The sequence below is a fragment of the Streptomyces fractus genome, from assembly GCF_049844455.1.
Classification (GTDB): Bacteria; Actinomycetota; Actinomycetes; order Streptomycetales; family Streptomycetaceae; genus Streptomyces; species Streptomyces fractus.
This window is the reverse complement of record NZ_JBMYHI010000002.1, coordinates 9,407,225-9,424,526: the sequence shown is the minus strand read 5'-3', so window position 1 is coordinate 9,424,526 and position 17,302 is coordinate 9,407,225. Positions and strand designations below refer to the sequence as shown.

Here is a 17,302-nt window from a genome sequence, read left to right as displayed (position 1 = left end):
GGCCGGTCCGCGTCGCCCGGTCAGGCGCCCACGTACTGCGCCAGGTGCTCGCCGGTGAGGGTGGAGCCGTCGGCGACGAGGTCGGCGGGGGTTCCCTCGAAGACGACCTGGCCGCCTTCGTGTCCCGCACCGGGGCCCAGGTCGATGATCCAGTCGGCGTGCGCCATCACGGCCTGGTGATGCTCGATGACGATGACCGACTTCCCGGAGTCCACGAGCCGGTCGAGCAGCCCGAGCAGTTGCTCGACGTCCGCCAGGTGCAGACCCGTGGTGGGCTCGTCCAGGACGTAGACACCCCCCTTGCCGGCCATGTGCACGGCGAGCTTGAGCCGCTGCCGCTCACCGCCGGAGAGCGTCGTCAACGGCTGGCCGAGGGTGAGGTAGCCGAGCCCGACGTCCTCGAGCCGCTCCAGGATCTTGTGCGCGGCCGGCGTGCGCGCCTCCCCCGCGCCGAAGAACTCCACCGCCTCGGTCACCGGCATCGCGAGCACCTCGCTGATGTCCTTGCCCCCGAAGTGGTAGTCGAGCACCGAGGCCTCGAACCGCTTGCCGTCGCACTCCTCGCAGGTGGCGGCCGCGCTCGCCATGATCCCGAGGTCGGTGTAGACGACTCCCGCGCCGTTGCAGGTCGGGCAGGCGCCCTCCGAGTTGGCGCTGAACAGCGCGGGCTTCACGCCGTTGGCCTTCGCGAACGCCTTGCGGATCGGCTCGAGCAGCCCGGTGTACGTGGCCGGGTTGCTGCGCCGCGAGCCGCGGATCGGGGTCTGGTCGACCGCCACCACGCCGTCGTCGGCGGGGATGGAGCCGTGCACGAGCGAGCTCTTGCCGGAACCCGCGACTCCGGTGACCACCGTCAGCACACCGAGCGGGATGTCGACGTCGACGTTCCTCAAGTTGTGCGCGGTCGCCCCGCGGATCGCGAGCTTGCCGGTGGGCTCACGCACGGTGTCCTTGACCGCGGCCCGGTCGTCGAGGTGGCGCCCGGTGATGGTGTCACTGGCGCGCAACTCCTCGACGGTGCCCTCGAAGCAGACGCTGCCGCCGCCCGTACCGGCGCCGGGGCCGAGGTCCACGACATGGTCGGCGATGGCGATGGCCTCCGGCTTGTGCTCCACGACCAGCACCGTGTTGCCCTTGTCCCGCAGCCTCAGGAGCAGGTTGTTCATCCGCTGGATGTCGTGCGGGTGCAGGCCGATGGTGGGCTCGTCGAAGACGTACGTGACGTCGGTGAGCGAGGAGCCGAGGTGGCGGATCATCTTGACGCGCTGCGCCTCGCCGCCGGACAGCGTGCCCGCCGCCCGGTCGAGCGAGAGATAGCCGAGGCCGATCTCCTCGAACGACTCCAGGGTGTGCCTCAGCTTGGCCAGTAGCGGGGCCACCGAGGGCTCCTTCAGGGCGCGCACCCACTCCGCCAGGTCCCTGATCTCCATCGCGCACAGATCCGCGATGCTCTTGCGCTTGATCTTCGAAGAGCGCGCCAGCTCGCTGAGCCGGGTGCCCCCGCAGTCGGGGCAGGTCTGGAAGGTGACCGCCCGGTCCACGAAGGCCCGGATGTGCGGCTGCATCGACTCCCGGTCCTTGGACAGGAAGGTCTTCTGGAGCTTCGGGATCAGGCCCTCATAGGTGAGGTTCACCCCGTTGATCTTCACCTTGGTGGGCTCGCGGTACAGGAAGTCCTGCCGCTCCTTCTTGGTGTACTTGCGAATCGGCTTGTCCGGGTCGAAGAAGCCCGAGTCCCTGATGACCCGCACCACCCAGCCGTCCCCGGTGTACGTGGGGATGCTGAACGGGTCGTCGTTCAGCGACTTGGAGTCGTCGAAGAGCTGGGCCAGGTCGATGTCCGAGACCGTCCCCCGGCCCTCGCAGTGGGTGCACATACCGCCGGTGCGGCTGAAGGACACCTTCTCCGTCTTGGTCTTGTCGGCGCCGCGGTCGATCGTGAAGCCGCCCTGCGCGGAGACCGAGGCGACGTTGAAGGAGTAGGCGCCCGGCCCGCCGATCTGCGGCTTGGCGAGCCGGCTGTAGAGAATGCGCAGCATCGCGCTGGCGTCGGTGGCGGTGCCGACCGTGGAGCGCGGGTCGGAGCCCATCCGCTGCTGGTCGACGGTGATCGCGGTGGTCAGGCCGTCCAGCACGTCGACCTCGGGCCGCGCGAGCGTCGGCATGAAGCCCTGGAGGAACGCGCTGTACGTCTCATTGATCATCCGCTGCGACTCGGCGGCGATCGTGTCGAACACCAGCGAGCTCTTGCCGGACCCCGAGACACCCGTGAACACCGTCAGCCGCCGCTTGGGCAGTTCGATGCTGACGTCCTTCAGATTGTTCTCCCGCGCGCCGTGCACACGGATCAGGTCGTGGCTGTCGGCGGGGTGCGCCGTGGTCGACGGTGTCCCCGTCCTCGCGACCTTGCTCATCATGTCTCCATCGTCCGTGGCCGCCGATGAGCGTGCTCGGCGTCGCCTGTCTCGAATCAGTGTGTTCGATTGTCGCCGTCCGCGCGGCCCCTGCCACCGCAATCGATGAACACGCCGGGCCGGCATGCCGACGGGTCCGCCAACCGTCTGTGAGGCTACCGAGCACCACTGACAACCCGGTGTTGCACGACTCTCCCCTGGTCACGACCCCGTGCACACCTATTGACTCAAATTCAAACTCGTCGGTAGCTTCAACTACCAGCGCGCTGAACCCCCTTGCCTGAAAAGGAACTTGGCCATGCCCCGGCCCGGTTTCGCAGCTTCCGAAGGCTTAGAAGGAGCATCAGATGGCGATCCGCGCGTTCAGCGGCAGACTCACCGCCCTCGCGGCCACGACCGGCGCCGCCCTCGTCACCCTCTCCGCGCCGGCCCACGCGGCCCCCGGGCCCCTCTCCTACGTCGCCCTCGGCGACAGCTACAGCGCCGCTTCCGGCGTGCTCCCGCTCGACCCGAAGGCCAGCCCGCTGTGCGCCCGCTCCACGGCCAACTACCCGCATGTCATCGCGAAGCGCACCGGCGCCGCGCTCACGGACGTGACGTGCGGTGCCGCGCAGACGAAGGACTTCGCCGGGTCCCAGTACCCGGGCGTGCCGCCGCAGCTCGACGCGCTCGACAAGGACACCGACCTGGTGACCCTCACCATCGGCGGCAACGACAACAACACCTTCATCAACACGATCCTGTCCTGCGCCACCGCCGGTCTCGCCTCCGCGGGCCAGGGTCACCCGTGCAAGTCCCTGTACGGCAACAAGTTCAGCGCCGACATCGATGCCAAGACGTACCCAGCGCTCAAGTCCGCGCTCCAGGCGGTCGCGGACAAGGCGCCGAACGCGAAGGTCGCCGTCCTCGGCTATCCGTGGATCATGCCGGCGGCCGCGCAGAAGGGCTGCTTCGTGAAGATGCCGATCGCGTCCGGCGACGTGCCGTACGTGCGCGACATCCAGACGCACCTCAACCAGGCGGTGCAGCGCGCGGCCGGCGAGACCGGCGCCACCTATGTGGACTTCTCCCGGTCCTCCGAGGGCCACGACGCCTGCCAGCCGCTCGGCACCCGCTGGATCGAACCGGCCGTCTTCGGCACCAACTTCGTCCCCGTGCACCCGAACGCGATGGGTGAGTCGGCGATGGCCGACGCCACGATGGGCGCGCTCGGGATGCGCTGACGGCCGGTCCGCGGCCCCCTTTCAGCGGCCCTGCTTCCTTCATATGAAGGCGATCTCCGGGTACTTCGGCGACGGCGCGTCCAGGAGCGCGCCGTCCCCGCCGCGCAGCCAGCGATCGAAGAAGGCCGCGAGATACGCCCGTTGAGCCGCGACCGCCCGGTGCGCGGGCACCGTTCCCACCCATTCCTTCAGTGTCCCGGGCTGCAGGTCGAGGCGGGCCGCGATCTGTGGCAGCAGTGTCGTCGCGTCCGTGTACGTGGCGTGCCGGGAGCCGCGCAGGGTCAGGTCGCGTCGCCATCCGCCGCTGTGCCGCCACAGCTCCCGCCACGAGGGGACGCTCGTCCGGTCGTTGCCCTCGCTGCCCATCAGGAGCACCGGCCGGTCCACCCCCTCGGCCGCGACGGTGGAAAGCTCACCCTCGTCGTGGTCGTCCTGTACGTACGCGAGCACGCCGTCGAGGTTCGCCGCCGCGGCGAGCCGCTCGTCGTCGTGCAAGGTCTGCACCGCGGGGAAGCCGCCCGCGGACTGCCCGAACATGCCGATCGGCGCCCTGCACAGCCGGTGTGTGTCGAAGGCCCGCTGCACCACATCAAGGACGAAACGGGCGTCGGCGACGCGTACGGCCTCCGTCTTCTTCAAGAGCGCGGTCACCGCGGCGGCGCCCGACCGCTGCGCCTTCTCGAACTCCTGCGGGAGCCGGGAGACGGCCACACGCCCGTCGGGAAATTCGACGGCCGACACGTCGTAGGGATGGTCGATGGCGATCACCACAAAGCCGCGCGACGCCAGGTCGTCCGTGAGCGTCGTGCCCAGGGAGCGCGGGTCCACGACACCCGGCGAGTACAGCACCACAGGGTGCGCCGCGCGACGGTCCAGGGGCGCCGCGGTATGGGCGAAGGTGCGGGTGGCCGCCCAGTCGACGCGGCCCGCGGGCAGGCCCTCGAAGTTGTTGAGCCGGTCGAAGCCCGCCGCCTCCCGAGCCGTCATCTGAGGCGCCCGCCCGTGCCCGGCCACCGTGCGCGCCGGGTAGCGCACGTCCACCATCAACTCCCGTGCGGGAGCCGCCGTCCACGGGTCGCGGCGGGAGCGGTCCACCAGGCGCAGCGCCACCCTGCCCACCGGGTGCGGGCCACTCGGAGCCGGTAACCGCAGCCTCACCCGCCGCGGCGCGGCGGCCACCGCGGGCGCCGCGCCCAGCGCCAACAGCGCCGCACCGGCCGCGAGTACGCCCCGCCGGGCCGGCCTGCTCATCGAAATCGTGCCGTGATCGTCCATGGCTCAAGATTCGTGGACCCGTCCCCCGCACACCATCCGGCCCACCCCCACTTCTCGTTGGGGGCAATCCCCCAGAAGTCACCATCTGGCCAGGTCGGGGGCCGTCCACCTGTCGATACTCGTGTCAAGACCGCGCCCACCTCCTCGTATGCTCGGGGGCGACGCCGACGGACCGATCTTGGAGTGAGTACTGGTGGCGCGACGGCCGAGGGACACCTGGGACCGCTTCATTGCATCCGATCCGGGGCTGCTGCGCCTGATGGCCGGGCTGCGGATCGTCGCGGCCATCGGGCTGACGCTCGCCGTGCTCGCGCTCCTCGGCACGGACGTGACACACATGGTCGCGGGCGCGATGGCCGCGATGGTGAGCACGTTCGCGATCCGGGAGAAGAACCTGCGCGGGCAGGCGATCACGCTCGCGTGGGGGTTCCCGGTGGCGCTCGCCGCCGTGACCCTCGGCGCGCTGCTGCACAGCAAGGTCATCGCCGGTGATCTCTTCTTCATCGCGCTGATCTTCGGCGCGGTCTACTTCCGCCGATTCGGCGACCGGGGCACCGCCCTCGGTCTCATGGGCTTCCAGGTCTACTTCGTGTCGCTGTTCGTGAACGCGACCGTCGATCAACTGCCGGAACTCACCGGCACGTTGGCAGTCGCCTTCGGTTGCAGCGCGGTCGCCCGGTTCGCGCTGGTGCCCGAGCCCCCGCAGCGCGTACTGGAGCGGTTGCGCGGGGCGTTCCGGGCGCGGCTCGCGCAATTGGTGACTGCTCAGACGAGGCTGCTCGACGCCGCGCCGGAGGATCTGGACGACGTACTGGACGACCTGCGGCACCACACCTCGCGGCTGCACGAGACGGCGCTGATGATCCAGGGCAGGCTCGAGGACGGCGCCCGGGACGCGGCGACCGCCTCGCTGATCCAGCGGCGCATCGCCGACGCGGAGGTCTCGGCCGAGCGCCTCGGCATGCTGCTGTTGAACGCGCGCAGCGCCGAGCGTGCCGACACGCTCACCCTGCATCTGCCGTTCGCGCCCGCGCCCGCGATGGGCAAGCTGCTGCGCAAGGAGGACGAGTCGACGGCGACGCTGCGCCGCGATCTGGGCGCCCTGCACCTGATGGTGGCGCGCCCCGCCGACGACAACCGGGGCACGGCCGTCGCCCAGATCCGCAACCGTCTGCTCGGCTACCGCGACGAGGAGCGCATGCCGCCGGGCGCCACGCTCGCCGTGCAGGACGTGTTCCGCGGTATCGGTGAGGCGGCCCGCGCGGTGATGGGTCTGCGGATCGCGCTCGACGGCCCGCAGGACGAGTCCGACGACTCCCCCGCCACGACGCGTTCGCGTGAGGAGCTGGAAGCGGAGGACATGTCCATCACCGGCACCGTCGCCCTGTCCGCCACGGAGGAGGAGACCGACGAGGAGGAGGACGACCGCTCCGGTCTCGACCGGCCCACCACGCGGGCCGCATTCCAGGTCGCCGTCGGCTCCGCGCTCGCGATCGTCGGCGGCGAGTTCCTGTCCAGCCAGCGCTGGTACTGGGCCGTCCTGACCTGCTGGGTCGTCTTCCTGAACACCGCGTCCACGGGCGAGATCGTCATCAAGGGCTACCGCCGCGTCCTCGGCACGGTGCTCGGCGTCCTCGCCGGGGTGCTGCTCGCGGGAGCGGTCGGCAATCACACCTGGCTGGCGTTCGTCCTGGTGCTGCTGTGCGTGTTCGCCGCGTTCTTCACCGCCCCGCTGTCGTACGCGCTGATGTCGTTCTTCGTGACGGCGATGCTGGGCCTGCTGTACACGCTCCTGAACACCTACAGCTTCGACGTGCTGGTGCTGCGCATCGAGGAGACCGCGCTCGGTGCGGCGTGCGGCATCATCGCGGCGATGCTGGTGCTACCGGTGCGCACCGACCGGCGCACCGACGAGCTGCTCGCCACCGTCCTCGAGCGCCTCGGCGATGTCGTGGCGGGCGCGGTGGAACAGCTCAGCGGCGGCCCGGCCGCGGACCTGCTCGACCGGGCGCGGGACCTGGACACCGCCCTGGACGACCTGCGCGCGTCCACGAAGCCGCTGACCCATGCGATCGCCCCGCAGCGCGAGCGGCGGCAGACCGTGCGCTATCTGGTGGCGCTCCTGGAGACGTCCGCGTACCACGCGCGTTCCCTCGCGGCGACCGCCGAGCTCGTCCCGTACAGCAAGCATGTGGCGGCCGATCCGCGGCTCGGCAGGGCGGCGCGGCGCATCGCGCACAACATCGACGTCCTGTTGGAGCAGGTGACCGCCGACAACGGCGATACCACGACGCGCGTCGTCGAGTCCGGCGCGAGCATCGCGGCGATGCTGGAGACGGACGGCCAGGGGGTGCCGGCCGCGAACACCGTGACGTTCCGTGTGCTGCGTCACCTCCAGCGGCTCGACGAGGGGATCTCCGGTCTGGCCCGGCCGCTCGACGTTCCTGTGGGACCGCGCACATAGCGATGCCCTGGCTTCATACCCGCTCCGACCTGGGGATACGATCCCCTGAACCCCTTCGAACCCGATGCAGCGCCGACGCATGACTGGAGCCACCTCGTGAGTGCCAGTGTCCCCGCACCCGATCCCCACTCCTTGCTCCCGCTGAGCCGAATCCCGCGTACGGGGCTGCCGCCGCGCGCCGTCGTCGTCGGGGACCCGGCCCGCGCCGCGTCGGTCGCCGCGCTCCTCGACGACGCCGAGGAGGTGTCGTACAACCGCGAGTACCGCGTGTTCAGCGGGACCTGGCGCGGTGTGCCGGTCGTCGTCGCCTCGCACGGCATCGGCGGGCCCGGCGCGATCCTGCTGTTCCAGGAGCTGGCGGACGCGGGCGTGAAGACGTTCGTACGGTTCGGTACGGCGGGTGCCATGCGACCGGGGATCGGCGACGGCGACCTCGTCGTCGCGGAGGCGGCGGTGCGCGACGACGGCGTGACCGGGCAGCTGGTGCCCGCCGAGTACCCGGCGGTGTCCGCTCCGGAGGCCGTGCTCGCCCTGACGCGGGCGGCCCGCGAGGCGGGTGCGCCGCACCACCGGGGAATCGTGTGGACGCGGGCGGCGTTCCAACCAGGGCTGATCCCGTTGAACCAGTACGACGGGGCGGGCCTCGCGGCCATCGAGATGGAGGTGTCCGCGCTGTTCGTCACGGCGTCGCTGCGCGGCCTCGTCGCGGGCGCGGTGCTCGTCGTCGACGGTGTGAACGCGGACGACCTGGTGGACCACGAGAGCACCGGCGGCTACGACCCGCACCGCGAGGTCGTCGCGGAGGGCGTCGCGCGCGGCAGCGTCGTGGCCCTGGAGGCCTTGCGCATACTTACTGAGGAGCAACTGTGACCGAGTCCGTCGATCTGCTGGTGCACGGCGGCACCGTCCTCACCGTCGACGACGCGTCGACCGTGCTCGCCGACGGCGCGGTCGCCGTACGCGACGGGCAGATCGTGGCGGTCGGCCCCGCCGACGAGCTGCGGGCCCGACACACGGCCACGGACACCCTCGACGCGTCCGGCGGGCTCGTGCTGCCCGGCCTGATCAACACGCACACGCACCTCGCGATGACGCTGCTGCGCGGCACCGCCGACGACGTGACGCTCCAGGAGTTCCTGGGCCGTGTCGTCCCCGCCGAGGCACGCCTCCTCGACCCGCGCACCGTCGCGGCCGCCGTCCGCGTGGCCGTCGCCGAGAGCGTGCGCGCCGGGGTGACCTCGGCGCTCGACATGTACTGGTTCCACGAGGCCGCCGAGGAGACCGCGCGCGCGGCGGGCTGGCGGCTGCACACCGGGCCGCTGTTCATGGACGTCCCGGAGCCGCCGGACGGACGGCCGTACAAGGACCGCATCGAGTGGGCCCGCCGGTACTTCGAGGCCGCCCGTGCCAAGCACGAACGTCCCGTCCTGTTCGCGCACTCCACGTACACCCTCTCCCCCGAGCAGCTCGCCGAGTGCTTCGCGCTGGCCCGTGAGTTCGGCGCGCTCATCCACCTGCACGCCGCGGAGAACGCCGCCGAGGTCGCGGGCGTCGAGGTGGCGCACGGCAGGCGGCCCGTCGAACTCCTCGAATCCCTCGGCCTGTTGGGCCCCGACGTGGTGCTCGCGCACGCCGTCGACCTGACCGGCGGCGAGATCGCGGCGATCGCCCGCGCGGGCGCCTCCGTCGCCCACTGCCCGGTGTCGAACCTGAAGCTGGGCTGCGGCATCGCGCCGGTCCCCCGGCTGCTGAGCGCGGGTGTCACCGTCGGTCTCGGCACGGACGGCGCCGTCAGCTCCAACACCCTCGACCTGCTCGGTGCCGTACGACAGGCGGCGCTGGTGCACAAAGCGGACGGCGATCCGACGGCGGTCGGCGCCGAGCAGGCCGTGCGCATGGCGACCATCGAGGGCGCCCGCGCCCTGGGCCTCGGCGACCGCCTCGGCTCGCTGGAGGTCGGCAAGCGCGCCGACCTGGCCGTCCTGGACCTGAACCGGCCGCACCTCACGCCGCGCCACGACCCGTACGCGATGCTCGCCTATGCCGCGCAGGCCTCCGACGTGCGGGACACCGTCGTCGATGGCAGGGTCCTCATGCGCGACCGTACGCTCACGACCCTCGACGAGGGCGCGGTCCTCGCCGATCTGGAGGCCCTCGTATGACCGGCCACGCGACCCGCGGCTTCGTCGGCCGCCCCCGCGTCCACAACCCCGGCCTGCCGCCGGGCCAGTACGACGCGGGCGACGACTGGCCGGTCCTCTCCGCCGAGGTGACGCCCCAACTCGACCGCCGGGACTGGACGTTCACGATCGACGGCCTCGTCGCCGAGGAGCGCACCTGGACGTGGGACGAGGCGCGGGCGCTGCCCACCTCGACGTACAGCGGGGACATCCACTGTGTGACGACCTGGTCGAAGTTCGGGGTGCGCTTCGGCGGTGTCACGCTCGACACGTTCCTCGACGCCGTGCGTCCCTCCCCGGAGGCGACGCACATCATGGCGTACTCGCACACCGGGTACTCGGCGAACCTGCCGCTCGCCGAGGTGACGGGCGGCAAGGCGTGGATCGCGTTCACCTACGAGGACGAACCGCTGCCGACCGAACACGGCGGCCCCGCCCGCCTGTTGGTGCCGCACCTCTACTTCTGGAAGAGCGTGAAGTGGGTCGCGGGCCTTCGGCTCCTCGACCGCGACGAGCCCGGATTCTGGGAACAGAACGGGTACCACGCGCGGGGCAACCCCTGGGAAGAACAGCGATACGCAGGTGACTGAGACCGTGCCGCAGACCACCACCTTCACGCCGCCGACCCGCTTCGCCGTGCCGGGCCGCATCGCCGCCGGGCAGGGCGCCGCCCTGTGGCAGCGTGCCGTGCTCGCGGAGATCCGCCGGGAGACGGCGAACGCGTCGACGTTCCGTTTCGCGGTGCCCGGATGGCAGGGGCATCTGCCCGGCCAGCACCTGATGCTGAGACTGACCGCAGAGGACGGGTACACCGCCCAGCGCCACTACTCGCTCGCCTCCGCGCCCGACGACTCGGGTCACATCGAGCTGACCCTCGACCATGTCCGGGACGGCGAGGTGTCCGGGTACCTGCACACCATCGCGCGCGTGGGCGACGAGGTGGAGCTGCGCGGCCCGCTCAGCGGTTTCTTCGCGTGGCCTGGCGACCGGCCTGCGCTGCTGCTGGGCGCGGGTTCGGGTGTCGTGCCCCTGATGTCGATGATCCGCCATCACCGCCAGCGCCAACTCGACTTCCCCCTGCGGCTGTTCGTGTCGGCACGCACGCGTGCGGACCTGATCTACGCCGAGGAGTACGGGGCCGAGACGACGCCGGTGCTCACCCGTGAGGGCGAGCGCCGGCGCCTGGCCGCGGATCATCTGGAGCCGTGCTTCACCGAGGGGGCGCCACAGTGGGAGGCGTACGTGTGCGGGTCCAACTCCTTTGCGGAGCACGCCTCGCAGCTCCTTGTGGGCCTCGGTCAGCCGGTGGACCGGATCCGTATCGAGCGCTTCGGCTGACGCTTACCGGACGCCCGCCCACCGCTTGATCGTCGCCGTGGCCGCGTCCCGCTCGTTCGCGGGCAGCGCGGAGATCCGGGCGCCGTGGTTGGACTTCGGCACGATGTACTTGTACGAGTCGTTCCGGCTGGGTGTGAACTGCTCGGCGCTCCACGGGTCGTTCTGCCCGTAGACGAACAGCATGCGCTGGGATTTGGTGCGCACCCATTTGTCGACGCCCTTGATGACGGTGCCGTCGTACGTGGTGCGCATGTCGGCGGGCAGCACGGAGTTCGGCTGGTAGATGTCCGGGTAGTGGCGCACACCCTTGAGGTTCTTGAACTTCAGGTCGGCCCAGCCGAGTTGGGCGGCGGCCTGCCGGTAGTAGGGGCCCGAGCTGTTGGCGCCGAGCGTGGAGTCCTCGTAGATGGACAGGCCGTGGTCGAGGGACCACTGGTAGAGGTCGTCGTCGGAGACCTTCTTCGCGTCGGGAACGGTGGGGCAGTTGTCGACGGAGCCGGACTGCCAGAAGTTCCACACCTGGTCGAGGACCGCGAACTCGTAGGCCCGGTCGGTCGTTCCGAGGGTGTTGGTGAAGGTGTAGCCCTCGTCCTTGGCGGTCTTCTCGAACTTGGGCAGCAGGGTGTCGCGGCGCGCGAGCATCTCGCGCTGCACGGCGGCGAGCGCGTCGCGGCACTGCTGGGTGCCGACCCGCTCGAAGAAGTCCTCGTAGCCGCTGTCGTCCTGGTTGTTGGCGTCGTTGGGGGCGACGTAGGCGACGACGCCGTCGTAGTCCTTGGGGAAGAAGCGGTAGTGGTACGTGGCCGTCATGCCGCCCTTGGAGCCGCCGGTCGCCAGCCACTTCGACGTCTTCTCGTACAGCGGCCGCACGGCGCGCACGATGCCGTGTTCGTCGGCGGCCTCCTGCTGGACGGTCATCTTGCCCCAGGGGGTGCCGCCGGACGGCACGGACGGGCCGAAGAAGCGGTGCTCGACGCTGAGTTGGTTGGCGTCGAGGAGGGTGGTGGGCTCGCGGGTCGAGGAGGACAGTTCGTAGCCGCCGGTGTAGAGGACGACGGGCTTGGCCGTCGACTTGTGCCAGAGCGTGAAGCGCTGCTGGAACGTGCCGAGGCCGGGTCTGGCGTGGTCGACCGGCTGCGTGATCGACAAGGAGTAGAGCGGGAAGCCCTCCTTGTCGGTGACGCCGGTGACCGTCACGCCGGGCAGTGCGCGCAACTGGTCCTCGAACGAGGCGGGCGCGGCGGTCGCCGGTGCCGCGGTGGCGGCGAGGGCGCCCGCCGTGAGGGCGGCGGACAGCAGCAGCGTGGGTATGGTGCGCAGGCGCACGGGTGCCTCCCTGGGTCGGGGGAACGGTGCGGCGGATCGGTGATCCACCGACCGAGACCCTAACCCGTGCCGCGCGCAGGGGAGTTGGGCTCATGCCGAAAACGCAAGGAGCCGGGACCCCGCTGCGGGGTCCCGGCTCCTTGCGCCGGTTGATCGGCCTGGATCAGAGCTGGCCGGACTCGGCGATCGTGATCTTCGCGGAGGTGGCGCCGCTGCGCGAGCCGAGGGACTCGATCTTCTTCACGAGGTCCATGCCGTCCTCGACCTCGCCGAAGACGACGTGCTTGCCGTCCAGCCAGCTGGTGACGATGGTCGTGATGAAGAACTGCGAGCCGTTGGTGTTCGGGCCCGCGTTGGCCATCGAGAGCTGGCCCGGCTTGGTGTGCTTGAGCTGGAAGTTCTCGTCGGCGAACTTCTCGCCGTAGATGCTCTTGCCGCCGGTGCCGTTCCCGGCGGTGAAGTCGCCGCCCTGCAGCATGAACTCCGGGATGACGCGGTGGAAGGACGAGCCGGCGTAGCCGAAGCCCTTCTCGCCCGTGCACAGGGCACGGAAGTTCTCCGCGGTCTTCGGGACGACGTCCTCGAAGAGGTTGAACGTGATCCGCCCGGCGGGCTCGTCGTTGATCGTGATGTCGAAGTAGGTCTTGATTGCCATGGGCGCAATCCTTTCATCACGAACCCCGGATTGCCGATTCGGCCCGTCGGGATGGCCGTTTTCGTACGCCATTCGCACGCTGCGTGACGGTCCACTTGCGGAGCGCATACGCCTTGTGGGGCGGATACGTTCAGACCGCGAGCCGGTCCCGCGCCCGCACGCCCTCGCCCAGCGGCCGCACGCCGTGGGCCTTGCCGAGGCCGTGCACCGGCATGTCGCCGTAGATCGTCTCGTACGCGCCCGCGGGCACGACGTAGGTCTCGTGCCAGATGCCGACGTGCCCCTTGCTCTTGCGGGCGTAGCGGTTGACGCGGGCCCACCAGGGCTGGTGCCGCTTTCCGGAGGCGGTCGCGAAGGCGAGCAGCTTCTCCTTCGACTCCCAGTACTGGATGACGTAGAAGTTGCGCGGGTCGGACGTACCCAGCACGTGGTGGAGCAGCCCGGCCGTGCGATCCTTGCCGAGTTCGCGCAGCATCATGGGCATCGCGTACATCATCGGGACCCAACGGTGGACCGCCCAGAACCGGTTGATCCGCATGCCGACGACGAAGAGCACGACGTCGCCTTCGGCAGCCGCCGTCATCCGCCCCATCTCCAGTTTCGTGAACACAACTCCCCCAGTTCCGTCGGACATTGGCGGCGGGTCAGGGGTCCCCCGGTCCCCTGACCCGTGTTTGGATAGTGGCACTTTCCAAGGAGGTGCACAAGAGATGCGACTGGCGGAGTTGAGCGAGCGCAGCGGGGTGCCGGTCGGCACGATCAAGTACTACCTGCGCGAGGGCCTGCTGCCGCAGGGAGAGCGGATCAGCGCCACTCAGGCCGACTACGGCGAGGCGCATCTGCGGCGGCTCGGCCTGATCAGGGCGATGATCCAGATCGGGCGGATCCCGGTGGCCACCGTGCGGGAAGTGCTCGGACATGTGGACGACGAGTCCTTGGGGACGACCTTCCGCCTCGGCGCCGCCCTGTGGGCGCTGCCGCAACCACCGGAGGCGCCCGCGGACGATCCGCTGACGGTGGAGGTGACCGAGGCGGTCGACCGGTTCCTCGGCGACATCGGCTGGCACAACGCGCGCGAGATCGGCGTCCTCTCCCCCACCTACCGCACCCTGGTGAGCACGATCGTCACGATGACGCGCCTCGGCTTCTCGCGCGGGCCGGAGGTCCTCGCGCAGTACGCGCACCTCATGGAAGGGCTGGCCCAGCTGGACCTGGACCAACTCGACTCCTACGAGAACGACTCCGAGAAGGTCGAGCTGGCGGTCGCGTCGACGGTCCTCTTCGACCCCTTGCTGCTCGCCCTGCGTCACCTCGCCCAGGAGGAGCACTCCAAGCGCCGCTACGGCTGGTGAGGCTCAGGGGATGGCCGCATACGATGACGGCCGGACGCCGAACGCTCTGCGGCGGCCACACAACGGGAGGGACTCAATGATCATCTTCGGCACGCGGGGCTACGCGTACCAGCTCGCGATCCTCACCTTCGTCTGCGGCAACTGCGGCAATCCCGCGGCGCACACGCTGCGCAAGTTCGTCACGAAGTTCACGCTGTTCTTCATCCCGCTGTTCCCGATCTCGACGAAGCACCAGACGCAGTGCACGTTCTGCGGCATCGCGCACCAGGTACCGAAGGAGCAGGTGGACGGCTTGCTGGCGCAGGCCGCCGCCGGCCCGCAGTCCGGAGCGCCGCAGCAACAGCAGCACTACCAGGGCTAGTTGACCGGGCCGGGCGACTACCCGCCGACGACCGGCGGCAACCGGTCACAAGAAGGAGGCCCTGCCGCCTCCCAGGGGGGAGAGGGGGCGACAGGGCCACAGGCTCGAGCGCCCGGGGGGGGTGGGCTGCTTGAGCGTCTGTTGTGCTGCTTCCCGGGATCGCGCCGGGCATGCACGCCGAGAGAAGAATCGTCCCGGCGGATTTCGGCGCTCTTGTCAGTAGTCGGCGTTCATGGCGGCCCGCACCTCCCTGAGCGTCGCGTCGGCGACCGCGCCCGCCCGCTCGTTCCCGGCCCGCAGCACGTCTCTGACCAGGCCGCGGTCCTGCGCGTAGCGCTCGCGGCGGGCCCGGATCGGCGCGAGATACTCGTTCACGGACTCGGTGACGCGCCGCTTGAGCGCGGCGCCGCCCCCGTCGCCGATCTCCTGCGCCACGGCGTGCGGGTCGACGCCCTCGCACAGGGCGGCGAGCAGGACGAGCGAGGAGACCTCGGGGCGGGCCTGTGGGTCGTAGGTGATGTGGCGTTCGGCGTCCGTCTTCGCGCCGCGGATCAGGCGCGCGGTCTCGTCGGGCGTCGCGGACAGCGCGACGGCGTTGCCGCGGGACTTGCTCATCTTGGTGCCGTCGGTGCCGAGGAGCAGAGGCGCCGAGGACAGCAGGGCCTCGGGCTGCGGGAAGACCGGAGTGCCGTTGCCGTAGCGGTCGTTGAAGCGGCGGGCGACGGTGCGGGTGACCTCCAGGTGCGGCAGCTGGTCCTGGCCCACGGGGACGAGGTTCGCCTTGCAGAAGAGGATGTCGGCGGCCTGGTGCACGGGATAGGTGAACATCAGGCCGCTCACCGCGGACTGCCGGGAGTGCGCGATCTCGTCCTTGACGGTCGGGTTGCGGCCGAGTTCGGCGACGGAGACGAGACTGAGGAACGGCAGCAGCAGCTGGTTCAGGGCCGGCAGGGCGCTGTGCGTGAAGATCGTGGAGCGCTCGGGGTCGATGCCGATCGCGAGGTGGTCGAGGACCAGTTCCTCGACGTGTCCGGTGAGGTTCTCGGCGATGTCGCGGTCGGTGAGGACCTGGTAGTCGGCGATCAGGACGAACGTCTCGACGCCGAGGTCCTGGAGCCGGACGCGGTTGTGCAGAGTGCCGAAGTAGTGCCCGAGGTGCAGGCGCCCGGTGGGCCGGTCGCCGGTGAGGATGCGGAACCGCCCGGGATCCTTGCGGATCAGCTGTTCCAGCTCGGCGCCGCGTTCCTGCGCGGCGGAGGTGCCGAGGGCGTCGGTGCTGCTCATGTCGGTGTTGCTCATGGTGTCTCTCCCCTGGGTCACGGGCGTCCTCGGGACGGCGCGCCCCCCGGTGGGAGGTCAGCAAAAAGGGCCGTCCGGGGACGGCCCTTGTACGTGCTTGACTGTGCGGCCGCCTCTATGCGAGGCGCCACCAGTTCAGACACGAAGAACGATGCATGACGCAATCGTACACCTGACGGATGGTGCGGCTCAGGCCTCCACGGGCGTGAACCGCACCGGCAGCGCCTGCGGCCCGCGGGTGAAGACACCCCGCTCGACCGGGTCGAAGCCATCGGCGAGCCGCAGGTCGGGCATCGCGTCGAGGAGCTGGTTCACGCCGGTCTCCACCTCCGCCTTGGCGAGCAGCGCTCCGACGCAGAAGTGCCGGCCGAGCGCGAAGGCGAGGTGGTCGGCCGCGGCCGAGAACGCGGTCGTGGTGGTCAGGTCCTCGCGGAACAGGTCGAAGCGGTCCGGATCCTTGTACCGGTTCTCGTCGCGGCCCGCCGCACCGATGAGGCAGGTGACGGTGGCCCCGGCCGGGACGGTGCCGCCGGTGAGCTCCACGTCGACGGCGGACTGACGCATGATCATGTGCACGGGCGGGGTGACGCGCAGCGTCTCGGCGAAGGCCCGCGGGATCAGCGAGCGGTCGGCGCGGACGGCCGCCAACTGGTCCGGGTTCGCGAGCAGGTTGGCGAAGATGCTGGCGATCGCCTTGTCGGTGGTCTCGCCGCCGGCCGCGAGCAGCAGGCTGCAGAACGCCTTGATGTCCTCGTCGCTCATCCGCACCCCGTCGACCTCGGCGGCGCACAGGGCGGAGAGCAGGTCGTCGCCGGGGTTCTCGCGGCGCTCCCGGATGACCGGGATCATGTACTCCGCGAACTCGACGCGGGTCCGCTCCCCCGCCGCGGCGACGTCCGGGTCGCCCGCCAGGTTGCCGAGGAAGTTGATGACGGCGGTGTACCAGCCGTGGAAGCGGGCGTGGTCGGCCTTGTCGAGGCCGAGCATGTCGGCGATGACGTTGACCGGCAGGCGGGTGGCGTAGTCGGCGACGAGGTCGGCCGAGCCGGTGGCCCTGAACTGGTCTATCAGCTCACGGGAGTTGCGCTCGATGACGGGCAGGAACTTGTCCTGCAGTTCGCTGCCGCGGAAGGCCGGCGCGACGAGCGCGCGACGCACCGCATGCTCGCGCCCGCTCATCTGCAGGATGGTCCGGCCGTGCACGGGTTCGAGCTGCCAGTCGTAATTGTCGGTGGTGAACGTCGCTTCTTTGTCCTTGAAGACGCGCTCCACATCGGCGTACCGCGACACGATCCAGCTCTGCATCCCCTCGTGCCAGAGGAGCGGGGCGGACTCGCGCATCGCGCGGTAGGCGGGATACGGGTTCGCGGCGAATTCCGGCGAGAGGATGTCGGGGACCTGCGCGGTGGACATGG

At 70.3% G+C, this 17,302-nt stretch carries 15 protein-coding genes; 8 read left to right on the top strand and 7 right to left on the bottom strand.

The features are described 5' to 3' along the window. Positions 1-20: 20 nt before the first annotated feature. The gene (locus ACP4E5_RS44970; protein WP_425840712.1) at positions 21-2,414 is read right to left on the bottom strand and encodes an ATP-binding cassette domain-containing protein; all 2,394 of its coding nucleotides are present in this window, start codon (positions 2,412-2,414) and stop codon (positions 21-23) included. Positions 2,415-2,761: 347 nt separating this feature from the next. Between ACP4E5_RS44970 and ACP4E5_RS44965 the strand changes: the two genes are divergently transcribed. After that, positions 2,762-3,637 carry an SGNH/GDSL hydrolase family protein gene (locus tag ACP4E5_RS44965; RefSeq protein WP_425840709.1) on the top strand — a complete coding sequence of 292 codons (876 nt, stop codon included), beginning with the start codon at positions 2,762-2,764 and terminating at the stop codon, positions 3,635-3,637. 39 nt (positions 3,638-3,676) lie between these two features. On the opposite strand, the gene ACP4E5_RS44960 is transcribed toward ACP4E5_RS44965, so the two are convergent. After that, entirely contained in the window at positions 3,677-4,888 is a 1,212-nt protein-coding gene (locus ACP4E5_RS44960; protein ID WP_425840706.1) for an alpha/beta hydrolase, read from the bottom strand. Positions 4,889-5,171: 283 nt separating this feature from the next. Between ACP4E5_RS44960 and ACP4E5_RS44955 the strand changes: the two genes are divergently transcribed. The 5 genes from ACP4E5_RS44955 (at position 5,172) to ACP4E5_RS44935 (ending at position 10,894) form a co-directional block, all read left to right on the top strand. Next, complete coding sequence (locus ACP4E5_RS44955; protein ID WP_425842156.1) at positions 5,172-7,376, top strand: FUSC family protein; 2,205 nt, start codon at positions 5,172-5,174, stop codon at positions 7,374-7,376. A gap of 96 nt (positions 7,377-7,472) precedes the next feature. After that, on the top strand, positions 7,473-8,246 hold the full coding sequence (locus tag ACP4E5_RS44950; RefSeq protein WP_425840704.1) for a nucleoside phosphorylase: 774 nt from the start codon (positions 7,473-7,475) through the stop codon (positions 8,244-8,246). After that, positions 8,243-9,538 (top strand): amidohydrolase, encoded by a 1,296-nt coding sequence (locus tag ACP4E5_RS44945; protein WP_425840701.1) that lies wholly within the window; start codon positions 8,243-8,245, stop codon positions 9,536-9,538. Before ACP4E5_RS44950 ends, ACP4E5_RS44945 begins: the two co-directional genes overlap by 4 nt. Then, positions 9,535-10,146: a sulfite oxidase-like oxidoreductase gene (locus ACP4E5_RS44940; protein WP_425840699.1), complete on the top strand. Its 612-nt coding sequence runs from the start codon at positions 9,535-9,537 to the stop codon at positions 10,144-10,146. The genes ACP4E5_RS44945 and ACP4E5_RS44940 overlap by 4 nt, the downstream gene beginning before the upstream one ends. Further along, entirely contained in the window at positions 10,139-10,894 is a 756-nt protein-coding gene (locus tag ACP4E5_RS44935) for a ferredoxin reductase (RefSeq protein ID WP_425840696.1), read from the top strand. The genes ACP4E5_RS44940 and ACP4E5_RS44935 overlap by 8 nt, the downstream gene beginning before the upstream one ends. A 3-nt stretch (positions 10,895-10,897) precedes the next feature. Here ACP4E5_RS44935 and ACP4E5_RS44930 read toward each other — a convergent pair whose 3' ends face one another. From ACP4E5_RS44930 to ACP4E5_RS44920, 3 genes are all read right to left on the bottom strand, one after another. Next, complete coding sequence (locus tag ACP4E5_RS44930) at positions 10,898-12,220, bottom strand: S28 family serine protease (RefSeq protein WP_425840694.1); 1,323 nt, start codon at positions 12,218-12,220, stop codon at positions 10,898-10,900. A gap of 163 nt (positions 12,221-12,383) precedes the next feature. Continuing rightward, a complete protein-coding gene (locus ACP4E5_RS44925; RefSeq protein WP_425840691.1) occupies positions 12,384-12,875 on the bottom strand; it encodes a peptidylprolyl isomerase in 492 nt (163 codons plus the stop codon). A gap of 130 nt (positions 12,876-13,005) precedes the next feature. Next, on the bottom strand, positions 13,006-13,467 hold the full coding sequence (locus ACP4E5_RS44920) for a DUF4188 domain-containing protein (RefSeq protein WP_425842153.1): 462 nt from the start codon (positions 13,465-13,467) through the stop codon (positions 13,006-13,008). A gap of 118 nt (positions 13,468-13,585) precedes the next feature. Here ACP4E5_RS44920 and ACP4E5_RS44915 point away from each other — a divergent pair, with 118 nt between their 5' ends. Both ACP4E5_RS44915 and ACP4E5_RS44910 read left to right on the top strand, forming a co-directional pair. Continuing rightward, positions 13,586-14,227: a MerR family transcriptional regulator gene (locus tag ACP4E5_RS44915; protein ID WP_425840688.1), complete on the top strand. Its 642-nt coding sequence runs from the start codon at positions 13,586-13,588 to the stop codon at positions 14,225-14,227. Positions 14,228-14,303: 76 nt separating this feature from the next. Then, the gene (locus tag ACP4E5_RS44910; protein WP_425840685.1) at positions 14,304-14,588 is read left to right on the top strand and encodes a zinc ribbon domain-containing protein; all 285 of its coding nucleotides are present in this window, start codon (positions 14,304-14,306) and stop codon (positions 14,586-14,588) included. A 216-nt stretch (positions 14,589-14,804) separates the two neighbouring features. On the opposite strand, the gene trpS is transcribed toward ACP4E5_RS44910, so the two are convergent. Beyond that, complete coding sequence (gene trpS / locus ACP4E5_RS44905; RefSeq protein ID WP_425840682.1) at positions 14,805-15,887, bottom strand: tryptophan--tRNA ligase; 1,083 nt, start codon at positions 15,885-15,887, stop codon at positions 14,805-14,807. Positions 15,888-16,076: 189 nt separating this feature from the next. Then, on the bottom strand, positions 16,077-17,300 hold the full coding sequence (locus tag ACP4E5_RS44900; protein ID WP_425840679.1) for a cytochrome P450: 1,224 nt from the start codon (positions 17,298-17,300) through the stop codon (positions 16,077-16,079). Positions 17,301-17,302: the final 2 nt, after the last annotated feature.